Annotated in this window: 23 protein-coding genes; 10 read left to right on the top strand and 13 right to left on the bottom strand. The window is 68.1% G+C overall.

Annotation, left to right across the window (positions count from 1 at the left end):
* Nucleotides 1-156 precede the first annotated feature (156 nt).
* Nucleotides 157-1071, top strand: coding sequence for an alpha/beta hydrolase (locus AC1RIF_RS08165; RefSeq protein WP_492600882.1), 915 nt, complete (start codon nt 157-159; stop codon nt 1069-1071).
* Nucleotides 1072-1164: 93 nt separating this feature from the next.
* A complete protein-coding gene (pip, locus tag AC1RIF_RS08160) occupies nt 1165-2196 on the top strand; it encodes a prolyl aminopeptidase (protein WP_492600881.1) in 1032 nt (343 codons plus the stop codon).
* Here pip and AC1RIF_RS08155 read toward each other — a convergent pair.
* From AC1RIF_RS08155 to AC1RIF_RS08115, 9 genes are all read right to left on the bottom strand, one after another.
* Nucleotides 2154-3137 (bottom strand): endonuclease/exonuclease/phosphatase family protein, encoded by a 984-nt coding sequence (locus tag AC1RIF_RS08155; protein WP_492600880.1) that lies wholly within the window; start codon nt 3135-3137, stop codon nt 2154-2156. The two genes, pip and AC1RIF_RS08155, sit on opposite strands and share 43 nt — an antisense overlap.
* A gap of 129 nt (nt 3138-3266) precedes the next feature.
* Nucleotides 3267-3665, bottom strand: a complete 399-nt coding sequence (locus tag AC1RIF_RS08150) for a hypothetical protein (RefSeq protein ID WP_492600879.1) — start codon at nt 3663-3665, stop codon at nt 3267-3269.
* Complete coding sequence (locus AC1RIF_RS08145; RefSeq protein ID WP_492600878.1) at nt 3662-5263, bottom strand: acyl-CoA synthetase; 1602 nt, start codon at nt 5261-5263, stop codon at nt 3662-3664. Before AC1RIF_RS08145 ends, AC1RIF_RS08150 begins: the two co-directional genes overlap by 4 nt.
* Entirely contained in the window at nt 5260-6090 is an 831-nt protein-coding gene (gene hcaB / locus AC1RIF_RS08140; RefSeq protein ID WP_492600877.1) for a 3-(cis-5,6-dihydroxycyclohexa-1,3-dien-1-yl)propanoate dehydrogenase, read from the bottom strand. The genes AC1RIF_RS08145 and hcaB overlap by 4 nt, the downstream gene beginning before the upstream one ends.
* Nucleotides 6087-6968: an alpha/beta fold hydrolase gene (locus AC1RIF_RS08135; RefSeq protein WP_492600876.1), complete on the bottom strand. Its 882-nt coding sequence runs from the start codon at nt 6966-6968 to the stop codon at nt 6087-6089. The genes hcaB and AC1RIF_RS08135 overlap by 4 nt, the downstream gene beginning before the upstream one ends.
* A 64-nt stretch (nt 6969-7032) precedes the next feature.
* Nucleotides 7033-7605, bottom strand: a complete 573-nt coding sequence (locus AC1RIF_RS08130) for an aromatic-ring-hydroxylating dioxygenase subunit beta (RefSeq protein WP_492600875.1) — start codon at nt 7603-7605, stop codon at nt 7033-7035.
* A gap of 7 nt (nt 7606-7612) precedes the next feature.
* Nucleotides 7613-8839: an NAD(P)/FAD-dependent oxidoreductase gene (locus AC1RIF_RS08125; RefSeq protein WP_492600874.1), complete on the bottom strand. Its 1227-nt coding sequence runs from the start codon at nt 8837-8839 to the stop codon at nt 7613-7615.
* Complete coding sequence (locus AC1RIF_RS08120; RefSeq protein ID WP_492600873.1) at nt 8836-9186, bottom strand: bifunctional 3-phenylpropionate/cinnamic acid dioxygenase ferredoxin subunit; 351 nt, start codon at nt 9184-9186, stop codon at nt 8836-8838. Before AC1RIF_RS08120 ends, AC1RIF_RS08125 begins: the two co-directional genes overlap by 4 nt.
* Complete coding sequence (locus AC1RIF_RS08115; RefSeq protein WP_492600872.1) at nt 9183-10520, bottom strand: aromatic ring-hydroxylating dioxygenase subunit alpha; 1338 nt, start codon at nt 10518-10520, stop codon at nt 9183-9185. Before AC1RIF_RS08115 ends, AC1RIF_RS08120 begins: the two co-directional genes overlap by 4 nt.
* A gap of 261 nt (nt 10521-10781) precedes the next feature.
* Here AC1RIF_RS08115 and AC1RIF_RS08110 point away from each other — a divergent pair, with 261 nt between their 5' ends.
* From AC1RIF_RS08110 to groL, 4 genes are all read left to right on the top strand, one after another.
* On the top strand, nt 10782-11753 hold the full coding sequence (locus AC1RIF_RS08110) for a zinc-binding dehydrogenase (RefSeq protein WP_492600871.1): 972 nt from the start codon (nt 10782-10784) through the stop codon (nt 11751-11753).
* Complete coding sequence (locus tag AC1RIF_RS08105; RefSeq protein WP_492600870.1) at nt 11750-12184, top strand: hotdog fold thioesterase; 435 nt, start codon at nt 11750-11752, stop codon at nt 12182-12184. The genes AC1RIF_RS08110 and AC1RIF_RS08105 overlap by 4 nt, the downstream gene beginning before the upstream one ends.
* Before the next feature lie 197 nt (nt 12185-12381).
* Nucleotides 12382-12684, top strand: a complete 303-nt coding sequence (groES, locus tag AC1RIF_RS08100) for a co-chaperone GroES (protein ID WP_031938674.1) — start codon at nt 12382-12384, stop codon at nt 12682-12684.
* Nucleotides 12685-12799: 115 nt separating this feature from the next.
* Nucleotides 12800-14413, top strand: a complete 1614-nt coding sequence (groL, locus tag AC1RIF_RS08095; protein WP_492600869.1) for a chaperonin GroEL — start codon at nt 12800-12802, stop codon at nt 14411-14413.
* Nucleotides 14414-14494: 81 nt separating this feature from the next.
* Here groL and AC1RIF_RS08090 read toward each other — a convergent pair whose 3' ends face one another.
* Genes AC1RIF_RS08090 through AC1RIF_RS08080 form a run of 3 tightly spaced genes read right to left on the bottom strand, consistent with a single transcriptional unit; the run spans nt 14495 to nt 16575 of the window.
* Nucleotides 14495-15205 (bottom strand): anti-sigma factor, encoded by a 711-nt coding sequence (locus tag AC1RIF_RS08090; RefSeq protein ID WP_492600868.1) that lies wholly within the window; start codon nt 15203-15205, stop codon nt 14495-14497.
* Nucleotide 15206: 1 nt separating this feature from the next.
* Nucleotides 15207-15872, bottom strand: coding sequence for a sigma-70 family RNA polymerase sigma factor (locus tag AC1RIF_RS08085; protein ID WP_492600867.1), 666 nt, complete (start codon nt 15870-15872; stop codon nt 15207-15209).
* 40 nt (nt 15873-15912) lie between these two features.
* Nucleotides 15913-16575: a fasciclin domain-containing protein gene (locus AC1RIF_RS08080; protein WP_492600866.1), complete on the bottom strand. Its 663-nt coding sequence runs from the start codon at nt 16573-16575 to the stop codon at nt 15913-15915.
* Nucleotides 16576-16730: 155 nt separating this feature from the next.
* Here AC1RIF_RS08080 and AC1RIF_RS08075 point away from each other — a divergent pair, with 155 nt between their 5' ends.
* On the top strand, nt 16731-18422 hold the full coding sequence (locus AC1RIF_RS08075) for a cytochrome c biogenesis protein DipZ (protein ID WP_492600865.1): 1692 nt from the start codon (nt 16731-16733) through the stop codon (nt 18420-18422).
* A gap of 9 nt (nt 18423-18431) precedes the next feature.
* On the opposite strand, the gene AC1RIF_RS08070 is transcribed toward AC1RIF_RS08075, so the two are convergent.
* On the bottom strand, nt 18432-18722 hold the full coding sequence (locus tag AC1RIF_RS08070) for a WhiB family transcriptional regulator (protein WP_114719002.1): 291 nt from the start codon (nt 18720-18722) through the stop codon (nt 18432-18434).
* A gap of 529 nt (nt 18723-19251) precedes the next feature.
* Between AC1RIF_RS08070 and AC1RIF_RS08065 the strand changes: the two genes are divergently transcribed.
* From AC1RIF_RS08065 to AC1RIF_RS08055, 3 genes are all read left to right on the top strand, one after another.
* Nucleotides 19252-20082 (top strand): hypothetical protein, encoded by an 831-nt coding sequence (locus AC1RIF_RS08065; RefSeq protein ID WP_492600864.1) that lies wholly within the window; start codon nt 19252-19254, stop codon nt 20080-20082.
* Nucleotides 20083-20211: 129 nt separating this feature from the next.
* Entirely contained in the window at nt 20212-20790 is a 579-nt protein-coding gene (locus tag AC1RIF_RS08060) for a sigma-70 family RNA polymerase sigma factor (RefSeq protein ID WP_031938667.1), read from the top strand.
* Nucleotides 20783-21760, top strand: a complete 978-nt coding sequence (locus AC1RIF_RS08055; protein ID WP_492600863.1) for an anti-sigma-D factor RsdA — start codon at nt 20783-20785, stop codon at nt 21758-21760. Before AC1RIF_RS08060 ends, AC1RIF_RS08055 begins: the two co-directional genes overlap by 8 nt.
* Nucleotides 21761-21808: the final 48 nt, after the last annotated feature.

Below are 21808 nucleotides of genomic sequence, written 5' to 3'. Positions count from 1 at the left end.
CGAGTGAGGCTGTGGTGGACTCGTAATTCGTTGTACCGCTGGTGATTCTTGGTGGTACGGCGGACATTGCGCAGTTCGGTGGCGTGCCGTTATCGTCCGCTGTGCCAGTGGGCGCCGGTTCTGCCCGTGCGGTGCGACGAGGACGGAGATCGAAGGATGGATGCAGCGACATACGCCGGATTCCTGCCCGATGGGTACCGATCGGCGCACCGCGAACCGGAATCGACGTGGTGGCAGTGGCGTGGCCGCAGTGTCCACATCGCGCGTTCCTCTCGTCCCGAAGCTCCTGTGCGTGTCATGGGAATCCACGGTGCCGGCGGCTACTCGATGGCTCTGTGGCCCTTCGCGGCGCTGGCTGCGGACGAAGACGTGGACATTCTGTTCCCGGACATGCCCATCTACGGACTCACCGTCGAACCTCGGCCGGCGAGTGTTCGTTACCGGGATTGGATCGACCTGCTCTGCGACCTGGTCGACGCCGAACGGGCCGGTGACCCGCGCCCGCTGATTCTCTTCGGAGCGAGCATGGGCGGCTTGATGGCCTACGAGGTCGCAGCCCGCACAGGTCAAGTGGCTGCTGTGCTCGCAACATGTCTACTCGACCCGTCCGATCCCGACGCCCGTGCGGCCGCGGCCCGATGGAAGCTCGCCGGGACAGCTGCACCCACACTCCTCCCGCCCATCGCTCTGGCGGCCGGCAGCCTTCGACTGCCGATCAAATGGCTCGTACGCATGAACCGGATGAGCAACAACCCGGAGCTGTCACGTTTGTGCGGTTCCGATCCACGCGGAGGTGGAGTTCGAGTACCTCTCGGATTCCTCGCCGACTGGTTCACCTACCCGCACACCACACCCGAACAGTTCACCGTCACCCCGGTCACGCTGTTGCTCCCCGCAGCCGACCGATGGACCCCGCCCCGGATCAGTCGACGATTCCTGGACCGGATCGCCGCACCGACGCGGTCGAGTCTCCTCGAGAACTGCGGCCACTTCCCGATCGAGGAACCGGGACTGGCGCAGTTGATCACCGCTGCGCGATCTGTGATCACCGAAGTCGCAGAGCAGCGCTAGCTTCGATGCTCGCCCTCCCGAACCGAGCTGATACGCGCACCGGATTCGTGGTTCGCGGCGGAAGCCGCGGGTGCAGCTGCAAGACTCGGCGTCATGGTTGATCTGTACCCAGCTGTCGAACCGTACGGCTCGGGGCGCCTCGGGGTGTCCGACGGCAACTCCCTGTATTGGGAGACCGTCGGCAATCCCGCCGGCATTCCGGTGGTCTATCTACACGGAGGGCCGGGGTCGGGCTGCACCCTGGGCGCGCGCAGGTTCTTCGACCCGGGCATGTTCCGCGCGGTGCTGTTCGACCAGCGCGGTTGCGGGCGCAGCCGGCCTCTCGCCGACGATCCGGCCACCGACCTCTCGACGAACACGACCGACCACTTGATCGCCGACATCGAGACGCTGCGGGAGCACCTGGGAATCGACAGATGGATCGTTGCCGGTCTGTCCTGGGGCGTCACGCTCGGACTGGCCTACGCCCAGGCGCACCCCGACCGGGTGCTCGGGATGGCGTTGGGCGCGATCACCTCCGGCAGTCGCAAGGAGGTCGAGTGGATCACCCGCGACATGCGACGGGTCTTTCCGCGTGAGTGGGAGCGATTCGTCGAACCGGTACCGGCGGACGAGCGAGACGGAAATCTGGCGGCCGCTTATGCGCGCCTGCTCGCCCACCCGGATCCGGCCGTTCGGGAGAACGCGGCACTGCGTTGGTGCGAGTGGGAGGACACACATGTGTCCCTGGTCCCCGGGTGGGAGCCTTCCCGCAGGTACCGGGACCCCGCTTTCCGGATGGTGTTCGCACGCCAGGTGACCCACTATTGGGGCAATGACTGCTTCCTCGTCGAGCGTCAATTGCTCGACGGGATGGACGAGATCGCCGACATTCCCGCCGTGCTGGTCCACGGCCGATACGACGTGTCCGGACCGCTCGACACCGCGTGGGAGCTCTCCGAGCGATGGCCGGGCAGCCGACTCGTCGTCGTCGACGACGCAGGCCACGGTGGCGGCAGCTTCACCGGGCACTTCGTCGACGCGATCAACTCCTTCGCGACCGGCGGAGGTGTCGGCGCACCGCCGTTCTGCTGTGACTCGGCTCAGGATCCGGTGGTGAGCCGCACGTCCGCGATCAACCCGTAGTGGTCGGATCCGACCACCTCGATGCGCTCGAGGGACGTGGCCATGGCGCCCTTCGTGAGGATGTGGTCGATCCCGACGACGGCGGGGTAGCGCTTGTCGGTGGGGTACGTCGGCAGGATCCCGGCACCCAACTGGTCGGCGGCATCCACGTATCCGCCGCGGCGCAGATCCCGGAACTTGCTGTGCGAGTACGTGGCGTTGAAGTCGCCACTGACGATGACGTTGTCGTGGGAGGCCGCCGAATCCATGTCGTCGCGCAGTCGTTCGAAGTCCTCCGTCCAATCGGCCGCGGGTGCGATGTACGCGGGCACCGGATGCACGTCGTACAGGATCGCCGGGCGCTCCAGTCCGGCGTCGACCTCGACCACCAGATTGGTCAGGGCCATCCCCTCGACCTGACGGTCGTTCGACAACGGCAGTCGGCTGTAGATGCCGCCGCCGGCCCCGCCGGTCGCGTGCGGTGCCAGGACCTGATGGGGCAGGAGTTCCTCGAGCCCGGCCGTCCGCAGGGCTTCGACGGACGGGTCGGTGAGCTCCTGGATGGTGAGTACGTCGATGTCTCGTTCCCGCACCGTCCGCACCAGCGCGGCCGGATCGGCGGAACCCACCATGATGTTGGACTGCATCACCCGAATCGACGGCCCGTTCTCGTCCACTGCCGGTTCGCCGGACGCACCGGCGACATACAGCGGGCCGTACGCCCAGCCGGCGATCCCGACGACGACAACGGAGGCGGCGAGCAGCAGCCACTGGCGTGCGACGGCCGAGACGATCGCACCGACCACGGTGGCCAGGAGCAGCAGCGGTGCGAACGAGGCGAGCACGATCACGACGTTGTCGGACGCACCCGAGCGGAACGCGGTCAGTGCCGCTACGCCCGCGACCAGCCCTACCACCCCGACAGCGCCCGCGAACAAACGCAACGCTCTGGATCTCGTCACGACAACACCGTCCCCCCCCTGAATAGCCCGACCCTGCGCAGTGTAGCCACGGCCGACGGCGAAGGCGGCGGGCCCGGTGTGGGTGCCCGTCGCCTCGGCGCGTCGAAACCTACTCTGCGACAGACTGCGTCACGCGGGGAGGTCGTTCACTGCGGTCGGCAGATCGGCGACCCATCCGGGTTCGAGAACCATGAGCGAGAGCTCGGTGATCTCGCGCCGCTCGCCGGGGACGTCGACGTCGACGACGTAGCGGAACCCGGCGTCCTCCGCGAAACCGATCGTGGTCAGGTCGCCGGCCGGGACCGGCAGCACGATGCGCCGGCATGCGGGGTGGTCGCTCAGGATGCGTTCGCCGAGATCCCGCAGCGCTGGGGCGTCACGCAGATCCCGGATGTCGAGCTCCAGGTCGGCGATACCGGCGGGGTAGGCGTTGCCGAGCGGCCCGCGCACGGCGTACCGCGCGCGGACCTCGACCGGGGAGTCACCGTCGGTGACGGTGTACGTCAGCGGCCAGCCCGGGGTGCTCATCGGTTCAGCGAACCGTGGCCGGCGGCTGCCAGCTTGCGCAGCGAGATCTTGTCGAGCTTTCCGGAACCGTTGCGCGGCAACGAGTCCAGCACGAGGATCTCCTTGGGGAGCTTGTACCGCGCGAGGCGCTCGCCGGTGAAGTCGCGGATCTCCTCGAGCGTCGGATCGGTGTCGGTGGACACCACGACGACGGCGACGACGATCTCACCCCACTTGGGGTCCGGGGCGCCGACGACCGCGGCGTCCGTGACACCCGGGTACTCGACGAGCACCCGCTCCACCTCCGCCGGGTAGACGTTCTCGCCACCCGAGATGATCATGTCCTTGATCCGGTCGACGATGTAGAGGAAGCCCTCCTCGTCGAGGCAACCCAGATCGCCCGAGTGGAACCAGTTCTCGGCGTCGAACGCGGCGTCCGTGGCCTCCTGGTTGGCCCAGTAGCCCGGGGTCACGTTCGGTCCGCGCACACAGATCTCACCGGCCGCGTTCGGTTCGGTGAGCGTTGCGCCCGTTGCGGGATCGACGATCTTGATCTCGCAGAACGGCATCGGCAGGCCCGCCGACGACGCCCGCTCGAGGGTCCGCTCGGGCGGCAGCGACGTCGCGAACGGCGCGGTCTCGGTCAGGCCCCACGCCTGCTGCAGCGCGACACCGTGGTGGCCGTACTCCTTGACCAGACTCGGCGGCACGGGCGCGCCCGCGACGATCGCCGAGCGCAGCTGCGACAGGTCCGCGCCGGCGAACTGCGGAAGCTGAGCGATCGCCGAGAACATCGCGGGCACCGCGAAGATCGTGTTGACCTTGTACTCGACCAGGTCCGCGAGGGTCCGCGCCGGGTCGAACGTGCGACGCACCAGCGTCGCACCGCCGCGGGCGAGGCCGCGCAGCGTGAACGAGTTGAGGCAGCCGATGTGGAACAGCGGCGCCACCGCGAGGTTCACGTCGCTGCGGCTGGTCTCGACCACCGAGTCCACGTTGAACGAGTTCCACCAGATGTTGCCGTGCGTGAGCATGACGCCCTTGGGGCGTCCGGTGGTGCCCGACGTGTACATCAACGCGGCCAGGTCGTCCGCATACCGCGGCAGCGGCGACAGGGTGAGGTCCAGGGCCGCGCCACGCGCGAGGGCCGACGTCAGCCGCTCCCAGCGCTCGCTCGGCTGGCCCGTCAGCGGCACCGCGTCGTCGTTGTCGACCGCGAGCAGACGCGGCGGCAGGACCGCCGGATCGATCTCGCCGACGACGGACATGTGACCGGGCTCGACGACCAGGACGCGCGGTCCGAAATCGCCGAGCTGGTAGGCGATCTCGGCGGCGGCCAGGCGGAAGTTGATCGGCACGAACACGGCGCCCACCCACGCCGAGGCGAGGTAGGTCACGAGGAACGTCGGGCTGTTGAGGCCGAGGTAGGCCACCCGGTCGCCCTTGCGGATGCCCGACGCGTGGAGGGTCAGGGCCATCGCGTGCACCCGGGCCGTCAGTTGGCGGTAGTCGATCGTGTGGTCTTCGTAGATCAGCGCCGTGCGGTCGCCGTGCAACCGGCCCAGGTTCTGCAGCGCACGTGCGGGGCTGATGTCGACAGGATGCTTCTCGGTGCTCACAGATCGTCTCCGCCTGCTGCGGTGCGGAACCCACGGGCGGCGATGCCGCCGTCGACGGGAATGATTGCACCGGTGATGTTGGAACTGTTGGCCGCGGAGGCCAGCAGCACGTACGGCGCCGTGAAATCGGCAGGTTCGACACTCGCGTCGTGCAGCGGTAGGAGCGGGTTGTCGCCCGTCGTGGTGCCGCGCGCGAACGACGCCTCGATCGAACGGTCGGCCAGTCCGATCGACTCGGGGCCGCGCAGGTCCGTGCGCATGCCGCCGGCCGCGACACCGTTGACGCGAACCTTGGGTGCCAGCTCGTAGGCCAGTTCGAGCACGAGTCCGCGGCAGGCGTGCTTGCTCGCGGTGTACAGCGGTCCGCCTCCGTTCGGATAGAAGGCCGAGTTCGACAGCGTCATCACGACGCTGCCGCGGGTCTCGACCAGCTCACGCCACGCCGCCTCGACCGCCAAGAGGTAGCCCTTGACGTTGATGGCGAACAGTTCGTCGAACGCCGCGGACAACGCGTCGCCGTCCAGGCGGGTGATGCTGCGCTGGTAGTCCCAGATACCCGCGTTCGGCACCAGCGTGTCGAGCCTACCGAAGCGCGCGACGGCCTCGGAGACTGCGCGATGCTGGTCGGCGCTGGACCGGACGTCCGCCTCGACGGTGTGCACCCGCTCGTCGCCGAGCGACTCGACCAAGTCGTCCAGCTTGCCGGCGTCACGGTCGGCGACCACCACGGACGCACCCTCGGCGAGGAAGCGCTCGGCGATCGCCCGGCCCAGCCCGGAACCGCCGCCGGTGATGAGGGCGACATTGCCCTCGAGCCAGCCGGTCATGCGTCCCCCGAACAATCGACCAGGAAGTCGGTCACGAGCCGCTCGAACTCCGTCTGACGCTCGACCTGCACCCAGTGGCCGCACTTGCTGAACGCGTGCAGCTGCACGTCGGGGATCTGCTTGAGCATCAGCTGCGAGCCCTCGAACGTGATGGTGCGATCCTCGGTGCCCCACAGCAGCAGCGTCGGCGCCTTGAGCTCGTGGGCGTCGCGCCACAGCGGATCCATGCCGTGACGACGCGCGAACGCGGCGTTGTAGCGGTGGTAGAACTCGATGTGGCTCTCGTCCAGCGATGCCTCGTAGCGGGCCTCGATGTCGGCGTCGTCGAACTGCTTGGGGTCGGCGACCATGGTGCGGACGAAGTCCTTCATCTTCTTCACCGTCGGGCCGCCACCGTTGTAGTAGCGGAACATGGCCTTCTGGCCCTCGGTCGGAGTCGGGCCGAACGGCAGCCAGCCGCCACCCGGCGCCATCAGCACCAGCCGGGTCACCCGCTCCGGGATCGCCAGCGCGATCGCGATCGCGGCGGCGCCACCGAGGCTGTTGCCCATCAGGTGGAACTCCTCGATGCCCATCGCGTCGAGCGTCTGGATCAGCGCGTCCACCGTGATCTGCGTGATGCTGCGCTCCCGGAGGTCCTCCTCCGTGGGGCGGTAGCTGCCACCGAAGCCCGGCTGGTCCGGCAGCACGACGCGGAAGTGCGGTGTCAGAGCCGGCAGGTTCTGGCTGTAGTTGGCGATCGCCGACGCGCCCGGGCCGCCGCCGTGCAGCATCACCAGGACCGGGCCGCTGCCGGCCTCGCTCACCTTGATGGTGCCGAGCGAGGTCTCGACCTCGCGACTGGTCACGGCCGTCTCCGCCGCTGCATTCGTTGTCACTGTTTCACGCGCTCCTGTGTCTGGGAAGAGTCGGTGTCGGGAGAGGATCGCCGCCGAGGCGCGATCAGAAGAAGGTGCTGATGTTCTTGGCCAGCAACACGTTCTGGTCCAGCAGAATCGTGCGGCGGGCGACGAGCAGCGAGCCGGCAGGGCCGTCGGGGTTCTCGCGGAGGATGTCCTCGCGTCCACCCGAGTAGATGTCGACCTCACGCTCGAGCCGATTGCGATAGACGAGGAAGTTCGAGCGGACGTGCCACTGGCCGATCTCGCGCTCGTCCTCGTCGGCGTGGCGGACGACGACGTTGCTCACCAGGTGCCGGGTGCGCGACGGCGGATCCTCGGCCCAGGCCATGCCGGAATCGAAGCGGCGGATGCGCCACGCCAGGCTGGCACGCGTCTCGTCGAAGAAGGCGGCCTCACCGCGCGCGGCGACCGCGAGCGACTGCTGGCGGCGCAGGCGGTTGGTGCGGGTGGGTGCCCAGTAGTGCAGGTCCTCGGCGAGCAGGTCGAGCCAGTCGGTGAACCGGCCGTCGTCGATCAGTTCGGCTTCGTGGAAGTACAGCTGCTGCACCCGGAAGTGGGTGTCGGCGTCGGCGGTGGGCCGTTGCGTGGCCGGCTGGGTGGTGTCGGTTGCCATGAGTCAGTCATCCTTTGGCGAGCTTGCGCAGGTTCACGGTCGGGTCGGCCAGCGCGGCCGGGTCGACGGGAAGAGCGCGGTCGATGATGATGCGCGCGGCCCGCACGGCGGGGCCGCCGTCGATGAACGCGGCGCCGACCAGGGTGTTGCCCCGGACTCGGAACGCCATCTGCGGGCGGGTGGCGTCGTCGGGGTGCGGCCGGATCACGGTCTCGCCCTCGGCGGTCATCGATCCGACACCTTGCACGTGGATGCCGTGCCGGTCGGACCAGAACCAACCCGCGCACTCCGGATCGGGTTCCTGCCCCAGAACGCGGGCAGCGACCGCGCGTCCGTTCAGTTGCGCTGCCTCCCAGTGCTCCTCGCGGCGATGGAGCGTGCCGTCGGCAGCCCTGACCCGCGCGACATCACCCGCTGCGTACACCGCGGGATGGCTCGTCCGCAGGTTCTCGTCGACGAGGACACCGCCGTCGACGTCGAGGCCTGCGGTCTCCGCGAGTTCGGTCGACGGGATCGAGCCGATGCCGACGAGGACCGCGTCGGCGGGGAGTTCGTCGCCGGTCGTGAGAATCACGGTGGCGGACTCACCGTTCTCGCGGATCTCGGCCACGCCTGCCGTGTGGACCGCGATGCCGTGCTCGGCGTGCTGGTCGTGCAGGTAGCGCGCCATCTCCGGTCCGACCGCGGGAACGATCGGCGGATCGAGCGGATCCACGAGCGTGACCGTGGCTCCGAGTTGCAGTGCCGCCGAAGCGGTCTCGGCGCCGATCAGTCCGGCGCCGATCACGACGAGACGCGCACCCGGGATCAGCCGGGCCTTGAGCGCACGGGCGTCGTCGATCGTGCGCAGCAGATGCACCTGCGGCAGGTCGCCGCCGGGCACCGGCAACGGACGAGCCCCGGCGCCGGTCGTCAGGATCGTCACGTCCGCGTCCAGGCGGGTGCCGTCCGACAGTTCGACCACGCCCTCGTCGGGCTTCAGCGCCGTCACCGCGACACCGGTGCGCAGCGTGATCCGCTGCGCGGGGTACCAATCCGGTTTGGCGAGTGCGAGATCCGCCTCGTCGGCGGTGCCGAACATGAACGCCTTGCTCAGCGGCGGGCGGTCGTACGGCGCGGGTCCGCTGTCGACGAGGGTGATCTCACCTTCGAAACCGCGGGCCCGGAGCTCGCCGGCGGCGCTGACGCCGGCCAGCCCGCCGCCGACCACGACGACGCTGGAGGGGGTACTCACTGCGCCTCTGCGTTCCGGCCGGGGTAGAGCCAGATCTCGTCACCCTCCACCTCGACCTTGTGGGCCGCGACGTCCTCGGTGGCCGGCATCGACAGTACCGAGCCGGTGCGCAGGCAGAACTTGCCCGAATGCAGTGGGCACTCCACCTGGCCGTCCTCGATCCAGCCGTCCGCGAGGGACGCCTCACCGTGGCTGCACCGGTCGTTGAGCGCGAAGTACTCGCCCTCGTCGTGGAACACGGCGATCGGCTCGCCGGTGCCGGTCTGCTCGGCGTCGACGACCAGCGCCTCGCCGTCCTCGATGTCGCCGACCGCGCCGACCTTGATCCTGGTGATGGTCTCGCTCACTTCGCGCCCTTTTCGTGCCATGCCGGTGTGTTCATCAGTTCCGCCCAGCGCCGGTAGAAACCGCGGCCGGCGGCGTCGCTGTACAGCTCGCTCGTCTTGCCGGGGTAGACGCCGTCCTCGCGCTCGCTGCCCAGGCCCATCTGGTAGTTCAGCGGCACACTGTTGGTGATGAAGCCGCCCGCGATGGCCTGGCACTCGCTCCAGTTCTCTCCGTCGTCCTGCTCGAAGATTCCGCTGGGACCGAAGGTGCGCAGGTTGTAGAGGCGCTGTGCCTCACGCACGTCCTCGGGCATCGACTTGTCGACGATCGTCCACGCCCAGACCTCCATCTTGTCCGGACCCTTGGGATGCCAGACGCGGATGCTGCCGTTGACGGGCAGGTACGAGAAGTTCGGGAAGACGGTCGCGTGGCCGGTGGTCATCGGACCCTCGACGCGGTCGTCGCCGAGACGCTCACGCAGCGCGTCGTAGTCGTAGAACTCGTGCACCGGCTGCGCGTCGAAGCGGCTGCGCGGGTGCGTCGGGAACCCGGCACCGTGACCGAGCGGGCTGCTGAACTGACGGCCCGGGGTGTTGGCGATCTCGGCCTTCGGCCCACGGCCGGTGGGGGAGAGCACCATCAGCGCGGACGCGTGCGACATGTTGACGTGGTACCAGTCGGTCGCGAACTGCTCGGCCGCCAGCTTCCAGTTGCCGTCGAGCACCCACTTGTGGATGCCGCCCACGGCGACCGTGCCCTCGGGGTCGCGGTCGAGCATCGCGTCCATGTAGTACGCCATGTCACCGAGCGCCTCCTTCAGCGGCGGCGCATCCGGGTTCCACGTCGCGAAGACCAGACCGTGGTAGGTGTCGAGCTGTGCGACCTCGACCAGGCCCCAGTCCTTCTTGTCGAAGCTCTCCGGATAGCCCGCCTCGTTCGGCACGCTGACCAGCTTGCCCGCGGTGTCGAAGCTCCAGCCGTGGTACGTGCACGTGAAGTTCTTGGTGGCGCCGAAGTCGGCACGGCACACGCGGGCGCCGCGGTGCCGGCAGGAGTTGAGGAACGCGCGGATCCTGCGGTCCTTGCCCATCGACACGATCACCGGGTCCTCACCCATGAAGGTGGTGAGGAAGTCGCCAGGCTTCGCGAACTGCGACGTGTGGCCCAGGAACAGCCAGCTCGGGGCGAAGATGCGGCGCAGCTCCTGCTGGTAGATCGCGTGGTCGGTGAACACCGCACGGTCGACGTAGCCGTTGTCGCCGTCCACCATCGTGGAGACGTCCACGAACTTGGTGAGGGCAGCCGGCCTCTGGATCGAACCCTGGGGAACGGCGTTGCCGTCGGAGGTACACATAGGTCGTCTTCCTTCGAGCTAGACGATGCTGGCGATGACGTCGGGCAGGCCCGGCGACGGGACTACCGCCCGCAGCGCGCCCCTGGTGTCAGTTGGCATGAGTACAGGAGACCGTCGGGGCGACACCGAGTGCCAGCGGTCGTGCCGAGGTACGGCACGGACCCTCGCGCGAGGCCCCGGCGGGCGTCGACCATGGGTATCCGAACACGCATTTCACGACCGCTGCACCCGGCGGTTGTGTCCGACAGCACAGGAGAATCCATGCTCGCAGCCGTCGCCGTCGCCCAGAACGCGGACGATCCGCTGAGCGGTCTCGAACTCCGGGAGGTCCCGGACCCGGTCGTTCCGGACGGTTGGGCCAAGGTCGCGGTGCGGTCGTCCGCGCTCAACATGCACGACGTGTGGACGCTGCGCGGCGTCGGTCACCCCGCCGATCGGATCCCGATGATCCTGGGCTGCGACGCGGCCGGTGTGGACGAGGACGGCAACGAGGTGATCGTGTATCCGGTGATCGCCGATGCCGACGGTGGTGGCGGCGACGAGACGCTCGACCCGGGCCGGGCACTGTTGTCCGAGCAGCACGACGGCGCGTTCGCCGAGTACCTCGTGGTACCCAGGCGCAACCTGATCCCCAAGCCCGAGTGGCTGTCGTTCGACGAGGCGGCGTGCCTGCCGGTGGCGTGGACCACGGCGTACCGGATGCTGTTCACCCAGGCGCAGATCAAGGCCGGCGACCGCGTGCTGGTGCAGGGCGCCGGCGGCGGTGTCGCGACCGCCGCGATCAGCCTGGCCGCCGCCGCGGGCGCCAAGGTGTACGCCGCGAGCCGCAGCGCCGAGAAGCGTTCCACCGCAATCGAACTGGGTGCGCACACGGCCGTCGAGGCCGGCGCGCGTCTGCCCGAGAAGGTCGACGTCGTGATCGAGACCGTCGGCGAGGCCACGTGGGCGCACTCGATGCGTTCGCTGCGTCCGGGCGGCACGATCGTCATCGCCGGCGCGACATCGGGTTCCAATCCGCCCGCCGACCTCACCCGCATCTTCTACCTCCAGCAGCGCATCCTGGGCTCGACCGGCTGCACGCGCGCCGAACTGGTGTCGATGCTGCGGATGATGGAGGCCACCGGTCTGCGGCCGAAGATCGACCGCGTGATCCCGTTGCAGGACATCCACGCCGGTTTCCAGGCCATGATCGACGGTGACGTCAACGGAAAGGTAGTGGTGAAGGTCTCGTGAGCATCTGGATCGGCGATCCCACCATCGAGATCGCGAACGACAAGGGCGCCGACACGCTCAATCGGAACCTCGGCATCGAGATCACCGAGATGACCGAGAACTCGCTCAAGGGCCGGATGCCGGTCGACGAGCGGACCAAGCAGCCGGCAGGCGTGCTGCACGGCGGCGCGTCGGTCGCGTTGGCGGAGACGCTCGCGAGTTGGGCGTCGATCTTCGCGGTGGACCGCAGCAGGTTCCACTGCGTCGGCATGGAGATCAACGCCAACCACGTGCGTCCCGTGAGTTCCGGCTGGGTCCACGGCGAAGCGACGCCGCTGGCGGTGGGGCGCAAGACGCATGTGTGGGAGATCAAGATCGTCAACGACGAGGGCAAGTTGGTCTGCGTGTCCCGCTGCACCATGGCTGTGCTGGAGACGCCCTCGCAGTACTGATGATCACGTCCCCAGGTGCCGGCACTCAGGTATGCCTTGAGTGCTGGCACTCTCATGTATAGAGTGCTAGTCGACACTGAGCGAGTCCCGGCACCCGCGACGACGGGGCGCGTGAAGGGTCACTGTGGTGACTGAATTGATCGTGGTCCGAGGAACAGCCTCGGGCCCAACGAACCCCTGAAAGTGGAGGGCTCATCGTGGCGAGCGTGAACATCAAGCCGCTCGAGGACAAGATCCTCGTCCAGGCCAACGAGGCCGAGACGACGACTGCCTCCGGCCTGGTCATCCCCGACACGGCGAAGGAGAAGCCCCAGGAGGGCACCGTCGTCGCCGTTGGTCCCGGCCGCTGGGACGAGGATGGCGAGAAGCGCATCCCCCTGGACGTCCAGGAAGGCGACACCGTCATCTACAGCAAGTACGGCGGAACCGAGATCAAGTACGCCGGCCAGGAGTACCTGATCCTGTCGGCTCGCGACGTTCTGGCTGTCGTCTCCAAGTAAGCCTCACGCATACCGCCCCGGAGTTCCGCATCGGACCCGGGGCGGCGTGCGTTCCGGCGCAACCTGAGAAGTCCGTTTCGGGACGAAGCCATGAAGTTCAGGAGAAGCTGAATCAATGTCCAAGCAGATTGAATTCAACGAGAAGGCCCGGCGCGCGCTCGAGCGTGGCGTCGATCAGCTCGCCGACGCCGTCAAGGTCACCATCGGCCCGCGCGGGCGGCACGTCGTGCTCGCCAAGGCATTCGGCGGCCCCACCGTCACCAACGACGGTGTGAGCATCGCCCGCGAGATCGAGCTCGAGGATCCGTTCGAGAACCTCGGCGCGCAGCTCGTCAAGAGCGTCGCCACCAAGACCAACGACGTCGCGGGCGACGGCACCACCACCGCCACCGTGCTCGCGCAGGCGCTGGTCAAGGCCGGCCTGAAGAACGTTGCCGCGGGCGCCAACCCGATCGGTCTCGGCATCGGCATCAGCAAGGCCGCCGACGCCGTGTCGGAGGCGCTGCTCGCTGCCGCCACCCCGGTCGAGGGCAAGGAGGCCATCGCTCAGGTCGCCACCGTCTCGTCGCGTGACGCCGAGATCGGCGACCTGGTCGGCGAGGCCATGACCCGCGTCGGCGTCGACGGTGTCGTCACGGTCGAGGAGTCCTCGACCCTGCACACCGAGCTCGTCGTCACCGAGGGCGTCCAGTTCGACAAGGGCTACCTGTCGCCGTACTTCGTCACCGACATCGACACCCAGCGTGCCGTCCTCGAGGACGCGCTGGTGCTGATGTACCGCGACAAGATCACCTCGCTGCCGGACTTCCTGCCGCTGCTCGAGAAGATCGCCGAGTCCGGCAAGCCGGTCCTCATCATCGCCGAGGACATCGAGGGCGAGGTTCTGTCCACGCTCGTCGTGAACGCGATCCGCAAGACGCTCAAGGCCGTCGCCGTGAAGGCGCCGTTCTTCGGTGACCGTCGCAAGGCCTTCCTCGAGGACCTCGCCGTCGTCACCGCCGGCACCGTGATCAACCCGGACATGGGCATCACGCTCAAGGAAGCCGGTCTCGACCTGCTCGGCACCGCACGCCGCGTCGTCGTCACCAAGGACGAGACCACCATCGTCGACGGTGCCGGCACCGAGGCCGACATCGCGACCCGCGTGGCGCAGCTCAAGCGCGAGATCGAGAACACCGATTCCGACTGGGATCGCGAGAAGCTCGAGGAGCGCCTCGCGAAGCTGGCCGGTGGCGTCGCCGTCATCAAGGTCGGCGCGGCCACCGAGACCGACCTCAAGGAGCGCAAGTTCCGCGTCGAGGACGCCGTCAACGCAGCCAAGGCCGCGGTCGAGGAGGGCATCGTCCCCGGTGGCGGTTCCGCCATCGTGCAGGCCGGTCAGGTCCTCACCGACCTGGCTGCGTCGCTCTCGGGTGACGAGGCCACCGGTGTCGAGGTCGTGCGCACCGCACTCTCGGCCCCGCTGTTCTGGATCGCCAGCAACGCCGGCGTCGACGGTTCCGTCGTCGTCAGCAAGGTGTCCGACGCGCCCAAGGGGCACGGCTTCAACGCCGCGACGCTCACCTACGGCGACCTGCTCGCCGACGGTGTCGTCGACCCGGTCAAGGTGACCCGCTCGGCCGTCGTCAATGCGGCATCCGTCGCACGCATGGTGCTCACCACCGAGAGCGCCGTCGTCGAGAAGCCCACCGAGGAAGTAGCGGATGCCGGTCACGGCCACGCGCACTGATCTCCTCGGCAACGGCTGAGACGAAAGACCCCCGGACGAATTCGTCCGGGGGTCTTCGGCTTTCTGGTGATTCGTTTCGGATCAGGTGAGCGGGATGGACGCGAACATGTCGCCCGTCGGGGACGTCGACCCGCCGGGCGGCTCCACCGTGAAACCGAGCTGGGTGGCACCGTCGATGCCCTCGAGTACTGCGGTCGTGGTAGGGGATACCTGGTCGGGGCCCATCGTGCCGGCGGGCACCGGCTCGTCACCATGTACCAGCCACATCTGGTAGACGGTGTCCGGCTTCGGCGGCGTGACACCGTTCATCACCAGCATCGCCGCGTTGGCTTCCTTCGAGTACATGGTGGTGGCCGTGCCGCCACCCGGAATCTCGGCTGTCACCGAGTGCATGTCGGGTGCGTCGAGGATCTGCGCGGTGACCGACGGTGTCGGCGGGGTCTCCGTGATCTGGCGACCGATGACCACGCCGCCGGCGAGCAGTGCCACCGCAGCGGCGACGGACGCGATCGCGATCGCGATCCGCGATCGGCGCCCGGGCGTCCGGCGGGCCGCGAGTTCGTCGCCCGTCACCTGCCGGATCAGGTTGTGGCGCAGGGATGCCGGCGGCGTGACTGCGACGAGGGAACTGGCGGCGGCCATCGTCTCGCGGGCCAGTCGGACCGCGGCGTCGAACTCGGCGCGAGTCGCCTCGTCCGCCTCCGCCAGCCGTGCATCGAGGTCGCGGCGCTCGGAGTCGTCGAGGGCGTGCAGCGCATAGACGTGCGCCCACTCGATCAGATCGTCGTCCATCTCATATCACCCCCAGACAGCCTCTGAGCCTTGTCAATCCGTCTCTGATCCGTGACTTCACGGTCGGCACCGCCACCCCGAGTTCGGCCGCCACCTCGCGGTACGTCCGGCCGCCGTAGTAGGCGAGCGTGACCGATTGTCGTTGAATGTCGGTCAACGCCTGGAGGCAGTCCAGAACCGCCTGCCGTTCGGCGCGGTGCTGCACCTCCTCCGTGACCTGATCGAACTCGTCCACGCGGTTCGCGATCTCGTAGACCACCTCACGATCGGAGTGGGACTGTTCCGACCGCACCCGGTCGACCGCACGTCGGTGGGCGAGCGTCATCAGCCACGACAGCGGCGAGCCGCGTCCAGGATCGAAGTTCCCGGCCGACTTCCACACCTGGAGGTAGACCTCCTGAGTGGTCTCCTCCGAGAAGCCCGGATCGCGCAGGACCCGCAGGACCATGCCGTACACCCGGGATCCGGTCCGATCGTAGAAGTCGGAGAATGCGGCACGGTCGCCTTCGGCGATACCCGACAACAACTTTCGCAGCCGAACCGATTCGTCGTGACGCGCGGCGACGAGCTCCCCGTTGTCGGCCGGGCACGCGTCATCGCCGCCGGAGGATCCGGCCGAGCTCACGCGTCCTCGCTCGGGTGCATAGGGGACAACCGTAGCGTCCATCGGCCGGATCCTCTCGGATTGGGGCTACTGATCGTGCGAACTACTGCGGCATGAGCACCGAGTCGATCAGGTAGACCGTCGCGTTCGCGGTCTGGACGCCTCCGCACACCACGCCGGCCTCGTCGACCTTCAGGCTGTCGCCCGATCCGGTGACGGTCACGTCCGAGCCCTCGACGGTCGCGTGGGCACCGTCGACCTGGCTGGGAGCCAGCTGTCCCGGAACCACGTGGTAGGTGAGGATCTCGGTCAGCAGGGCGTCGTCGGTCTTCAACTGCTCGACCGTCGCCGGGTCGAGTTTCGCGAATGCCGCATCGGTGGGAGCGAAGACGGTGAACTGGTCGCCGTTCAGAGTGCCGACGAGGTTCACGTCCGGGTTGAGCCGGCCCGACACCGCGGCGGTGAGCGTCGTGAGCATCGGGTTGTTCGACGCGGCGACCGCGACGGGATCCTGTGCCATGCCGGTGACGGAGCCCGGGCCGTCAGGAACCATCGCCGCGTATTCCGCGCAGCCGGGACCCACCAGATTTGCGGCCGGGGCAGCCGAGCCCGAGGACATCGTTCCGGATTCGGTCGAACCCGATGTCGTCGTGCCCATCGTCGAGTCGTCTGCAGAATTGTCGTCGGACGAACACCCTGCGGCGCCGAGCAACGCGATCGATGCGGTGGCGGCAACGGCGATCAGACGGGATGTCTTGGTAGTCATGGGACTGCCTTCCTTCAGAGGGGCTTCTGCACTGTCGGTAAGGTCTTCGGAGCACCGGGCGCCCCGGATGGGTCGGGGCGGAAACACGTTTCGGGCCCATCCGCATGTCCACCCACGCCGAATGACTCGCACATTCCACGTGCGGAGGCATCGACATGGGCGTACTGGCACTCATCGGATTCCTGGGAGGACTGATCACCGGCATCTCGCCGTGCATCCTTCCGGTCCTACCGGTCGTGTTCTTCTCCGGCGGACTCGACTCGCGATCGGGGGCGCGGAACCTGCGGCCCTACCTGGTGATCGCCGGCCTCGTGGTGAGCTTCGGCATCCTGACGTTGCTGGGCTCGCTCCTACTGTCGGGTCTGGGGCTGCCGCAGGACACCCTGCGCTGGGCAGGCCTGATCGCGCTGCTGGTGATCGGCGTCGGGCTGATCTTCCCGCAGGTGCAGCACCTGCTGGAGAAGCCCTTCTCGTGGATCCCGCAGCATCAGGTGGGGCCGGAGCGCAGCGGATTCGTCCTGGGCCTCGCACTGGGTGCGGTTTACGTGCCGTGCGCGGGTCCGGTCCTCGCCGCGATCGTCGTCGCCGGGTCCACCGGCCGCATCGGTGTCGACACGATCGTGCTGACCATGTCGTTCGCGGTCGGGGCGGCGCTGCCGCTGCTGTTCTTCGGCCTCGCCGGATCACGAGTCTCGCAACGGGTCGCGGCCTTCCGGAACCGCCAGCGGGGGATTCGGGTCGCGGCCGGTCTGGTGATGATCGCGCTGTCCGTCGCACTGGTACTCGATGTGCCGCAACGCCTTCAGCGCGCGGTTCCGGACTACACGACTGCGTTGCAGGACAGGATCGGTGGCGCCGAGACCGTCCGCGACACCCTCGATCTCGGCGGGTTGGTCAACGACCAGAACCGGGAACTGGACAACTGCACCGACGGTGCGCCGGACCTCGAGAGCTGCGGCACGGCACCCGACATCACCGGGATCGCGTCGTGGCTCAACACTGTCGGTGCCCCGGGCGTCGACCTCGCGTCGTTGCGCGGAAAGGTCGTGCTCGTCGATTTCTGGGCGTACTCGTGTATCAACTGCCAGCGGTCCGTGCCGCACCTGACCGCGTGGTACGACGCCTGCAAGGATCAGGGACTCGAGATCATCGGCGTCCACACGCCCGAGTACGCGTTCGAGCGCGAGGAACGCAACGTGCGGGACGGCGCCGACAAGCTCGGCATCACCTATCCCGTCGCGCTGGACAACGGGTATGCCACCTGGACGAACTGTCGGAACCGGTACTGGCCCGCGCACTACCTGATCGACGCGCAGGGGACGGTCCGGCACATCAAGTTCGGCGAGGGCGACTACGCGGCCACCGAGAATCTGATCAGGAAGCTTCTGGGGGACGCGCGTGCGGATGCCGACCTCCCGCCCGCCGTGGACGCTGCCGACCGGACCCCGACGGTGGGGAGTACGACCCCCGAGACCTATCTGTCCGTGGGCCGCGCCCGCCTGTACGACGGTGTGACTCCGTACGAGCCGGGGACCGCGCGGTTCACGATCCCGGACCCGCGACGCGGGGACGGTTTCGCGCCGGCGGGGGAGTGGGCGCTCGACAACGAGGCCGCCACGGCCCTGTCCGGTGCGCGGATCGACCTGCGGTACACCGCGGCAAAGGTGTACATCGTGGTCGGGGGCGAGGGCGACGTGACGTCCACCCACGACGGCGTCAGCCGCTCGACCCGGATCGGCGGCGCACCCACCCTCTACCCGCTGGTGGACGCGGGCACCACGCAGCCCGGGGACCTCGACATCGAGGTGTCCCCGGGCCTACGTGTGTACTCGTTCACCTACGGGTGACGTGCACCCCTAAGCGATGCGACGGCGGGACTGCCTGGTGAGCATTTCGCGTTCGGACTCCGACATCCCACCCCAGATCCCGTACGGTTCGCACACCGACAGCGCGTGGTTGCGGCACTGTGCCAGCACCGGGCACTGCCGGCACATCTCCTTGGCGCGGCTCTCCCGCTGTGCCCGGGCCCGGCCACGTTCGCCGTCCGGATGGAAGAACACGGCGGAGTCCACACCACGACACAGCCCGTGCATCTGCCAATCCCAGATATCGGCATTCGGGCCGGGAAGATGATTCGGAACGGGCATCAGGACTCCTCTGTCAGCAGGCTCGCGGTGACGCTGCGAGCGGCCCGCCACCCCCCGGGATGACAAGACCAATGAAATCGGTTACGCCCCGCAACCGTAAAGGGGCATATGAAATCCCGTCAACACTTACGCTGAGTGGTGATTTCCATATCCCTGGACGTAAGAATTAACGCCCTGGACATTTACAAGGGGCGGTGTATGTGATTGCGTAGCGACACGGGGCTCAGCGCTTCCATGTGGAGCGGCGCTGCCCTCACCTGGACGATCGTCCTGAATCGTCGCGATTGGCTGGTTACTCCGGAGTATTGTTCGGCGATTCTCGTTAACCTTGTGGCCACGAATTCTTCAAATTTGAATCACATCTACTCGGCGCATCGCCGTCATGGTGCACGAACATTATTAAACGGGCGTCCAGTTGGGGAAGTATCGGCGGGGTCGTATACGTGGACTTCGGGATCGTCAATGAGTACCGAACCGGGTCGGCCGGTATTCGAAATGGCGTCGGTGCCTGCAGTGGCATGATCACCGGATGCCGCACGATCTGCATGATCCGTACGATCCGCACGACCTGGGGGGCGCTGCCTTCGGTCCGGATCCGGGGCGGAATCCGTTACCGGTGCCCGCCGATCCGTTGGGGCGCTGGCGCCGCGCCGTCGCGCTCGGCGGCCAGGGGCGGTACGCGCAGGCCCGCGCGGAACTCGGTCGGCTACGCCGCATGTCCACGACCGAGCCGGCGGTCGCGTCGCTCGCGGCGAGCACGCAGGCGTCCCTGCTGCGACAGCTAGGGGGCCACGCCGTCGCGTCCGGATACGACGGTGCCGCGCTGGCGCTGATCGGGATGACCGGCACCGGTGACCGGTGGTGGCACGAGGCGCGCTGCGATGCCCTGACGGGACTTGCCGCCGACGCGCTGGGGTGCGGCCGGCTGGCGCTGGGGCGCCGACTGCTCGCCCGCTGCGACGCGTACCTGTCCGCGGTCGGTGAGCCGGACACTCTGTGGCGTCAGCACGTCAGATTGGACTGGGTGACGGCCGAGATCGCGCTGGCGGCCGGAGACTTCGGAACGGCCACCGTCCACGCCCGGGCCGCGGTCGACCGCTCGGCCGACTGCCCGTCCGTCCGGCACCGGATCAAGTCCGCATTGCTGTTCGCGGCGTCGGCGACCGGAAGGCCGGAGCCGGGCCTGGCGCTCGAGACCGCGGAGCGGGTCCTCGTCGATGCCGGTGCACACGGACTGCTTCCACTGCGATGGGCCGCAGCGATGTTGGTGGACGGTGTGCGCCCGGATCCGGCCGCACGCGCCGTCCGTGACGAATGCGCCGATACCATCGCGCGCCGGGGTGGCAGGTTCTCGAAATGACCGCCGGATATTCGGACGATGCGGTGACACGTCGGACTCAGTCGTTACTCTTACAGACGTTCCGCCGTGAGGCGGAAGCACACCCGGCTGGGGGGACGTGCCACTGTAACGCCAGGATTCGCGCTGACGATGTCAAACACGGGTGAGGAGTTGAACTCCGCCGTCGCTGCTGCAGCGCAGGGCGATCGGAATGCTCTGGCCCAGGTCCTGAAGAGTATTCGCCCTCTGGTCGTGCGCTACTGCCGTGCCAGGGTCGGCGCCGCGGAGCGTGGGCAGTTGTCCGCGGACGATGTGGCGCAGGAGGTGTGCCTCGCGGTGATGACGGCGCTTCCGCGCTACCAGGATCAGGGTCGTCCGTTCATGGCTTTCGTCTACGGCATCGCCGCACACAAGGTCGCTGACGCTCACCGAAACGCTGCGCGTAACAAATCCGATCCAGTTGCTGAAGTACCAGATGTCGTTTCCTCCGACGACAGTCCCGAAGAACGGGCGCTGAGTTCGGAAACGAGCCGACAGGTGAACGCACTGCTTCAGACGCTTCCCGAGAAGCACCGCGAGATCCTCGTCCTTCGGCTCGTGGTCGGCCTGTCGGCGGAGGAGACTGCAGCCGCAGTCGGAAGCACCGCCGGCGCGGTGCGGGTGGCTCAACACCGAGCCATTGCCAAGTTGAAGAAGGAAGTGACGAGAGCAGGTGAGAGGCATGGCTAGGGGCCACAATGGCGAGCCGGGCGATCCCCACGCCGATCTCGCTGGAAACGGCGCACCCGTCGATGTCGCCGCAGTGCGTCGTGACGATGCGCTGATCGACGCGATCGTCGGCGACCGCCCCGTCGCAACCGACAGTCCGGAGGAATACCAGGTCGCCGCGCTCCTCGCGAACTGGCGGACCGAGATCCTGGCGCAGCCCTTGCCGGCCGAACCGGACCTCGACGACATTGTCGCTCGTGTCAACCGCGAACTCGAGGCGCAGGACTCACTGTCGACCCGGTCACGGTCCGGGCGCAGCCAGCTCCGACTGCTCCGACCGATCGCCGCGGCCGCCGCCGTCGTCGCGATCGCGATGGGCGGCATGAGCATCTTCTCGTACAACGCCGAACCGGGTGACCCGCTGTGGGGTGTCAAGCAGGTCGTCTTCACCGAGCGGGCGGCCTCCACCGTCGCGAAGATCGACACGACGTCCAATCTCCAGGATGCCGAGCGGCTCATCGCGTCGGGAGATGCGGCCGGCGCGAAGGCCAAGCTCGATTCGGCCGGTGCGCGGGCCAACGCGGTCAACGAGGCCGGGACCCGGGACGAGCTGAACGTGTGGCGCGACCGCCTCTTGACCGAGTTGGGGAAGGTCGTGCAGCCGCCGGTGCCGGTCGTGCCTCCCTCGCCAACCCCACCACCTGCCACTGCCGGTGACTCGTCGTCCGCCAGTTCGGGGGAGCCGTCGTCGCCGGTCACGGGGTGGCCGTCACCGACGATCGACCCCCGCGTACAGGGCGTGCTCCCGAGCACCTCGACAGTGCCGTCGCAGCCGTCGTCACCGTCGCCGACCTCCACTCCCAATCCGGCGACCTCGACGTCCGAGACATCGCCTCCCACGACGACCACGACGACGTCGCCTGCGACGTCGACCACACGGGCCACCAGTGGCTCACTGGGCGGACAGCCGCCGGTGACGCCCTCGCCCTGACGATTCAGGGGCGTGGTCCCCGCACCAACGAGTACGGCCCGGCAAGCA

This window comes from Prescottella sp. GW823-FHT02E09 (genome assembly GCF_058797375.1).
The sequence above is the reverse complement of the archived record's forward strand: the minus strand, read 5'-3'. Positions and strand labels throughout refer to the sequence as shown.

What these genes read in the sequence shown, in the direction of transcription:
- AC1RIF_RS08110 (WP_492600871.1), top strand. Translation starts at nt 10,782, where the DNA reads ATGCTCGCAGCCGTCGCCGTCGCCCAGAACGCGGACGATCCGCTGAGC.
- groL (WP_492600869.1), top strand. Translation starts at nt 12,800, where the DNA reads ATGTCCAAGCAGATTGAATTCAACGAGAAGGCCCGGCGCGCGCTCGAG.
- AC1RIF_RS08085 (WP_492600867.1), bottom strand. Translation starts at nt 15,872, where the DNA reads ATGGACGCTACGGTTGTCCCCTATGCACCCGAGCGAGGACGCGTGAGC.
- AC1RIF_RS08065 (WP_492600864.1), top strand. Translation starts at nt 19,252, where the DNA reads ATGCCGCACGATCTGCATGATCCGTACGATCCGCACGACCTGGGGGGC.
- AC1RIF_RS08075 (WP_492600865.1), top strand. Translation starts at nt 16,731, where the DNA reads ATGGGCGTACTGGCACTCATCGGATTCCTGGGAGGACTGATCACCGGC.
- AC1RIF_RS08090 (WP_492600868.1), bottom strand. Translation starts at nt 15,205, where the DNA reads ATGGACGACGATCTGATCGAGTGGGCGCACGTCTATGCGCTGCACGCC.
- AC1RIF_RS08080 (WP_492600866.1), bottom strand. Translation starts at nt 16,575, where the DNA reads ATGACTACCAAGACATCCCGTCTGATCGCCGTTGCCGCCACCGCATCG.
- AC1RIF_RS08115 (WP_492600872.1), bottom strand. Translation starts at nt 10,520, where the DNA reads ATGTGTACCTCCGACGGCAACGCCGTTCCCCAGGGTTCGATCCAGAGG.
- AC1RIF_RS08150 (WP_492600879.1), bottom strand. Translation starts at nt 3,665, where the DNA reads ATGAGCACCCCGGGCTGGCCGCTGACGTACACCGTCACCGACGGTGAC.
- AC1RIF_RS08070 (WP_114719002.1), bottom strand. Translation starts at nt 18,722, where the DNA reads ATGCCCGTTCCGAATCATCTTCCCGGCCCGAATGCCGATATCTGGGAT.
- AC1RIF_RS08130 (WP_492600875.1), bottom strand. Translation starts at nt 7,605, where the DNA reads ATGGCAACCGACACCACCCAGCCGGCCACGCAACGGCCCACCGCCGAC.
- pip (WP_492600881.1), top strand. Translation starts at nt 1,165, where the DNA reads ATGGTTGATCTGTACCCAGCTGTCGAACCGTACGGCTCGGGGCGCCTC.
- AC1RIF_RS08055 (WP_492600863.1), top strand. Translation starts at nt 20,783, where the DNA reads ATGGCTAGGGGCCACAATGGCGAGCCGGGCGATCCCCACGCCGATCTC.
- AC1RIF_RS08060 (WP_031938667.1), top strand. Translation starts at nt 20,212, where the DNA reads ATGTCAAACACGGGTGAGGAGTTGAACTCCGCCGTCGCTGCTGCAGCG.
- hcaB (WP_492600877.1), bottom strand. Translation starts at nt 6,090, where the DNA reads ATGACCGGCTGGCTCGAGGGCAATGTCGCCCTCATCACCGGCGGCGGT.
- AC1RIF_RS08165 (WP_492600882.1), top strand. Translation starts at nt 157, where the DNA reads ATGGATGCAGCGACATACGCCGGATTCCTGCCCGATGGGTACCGATCG.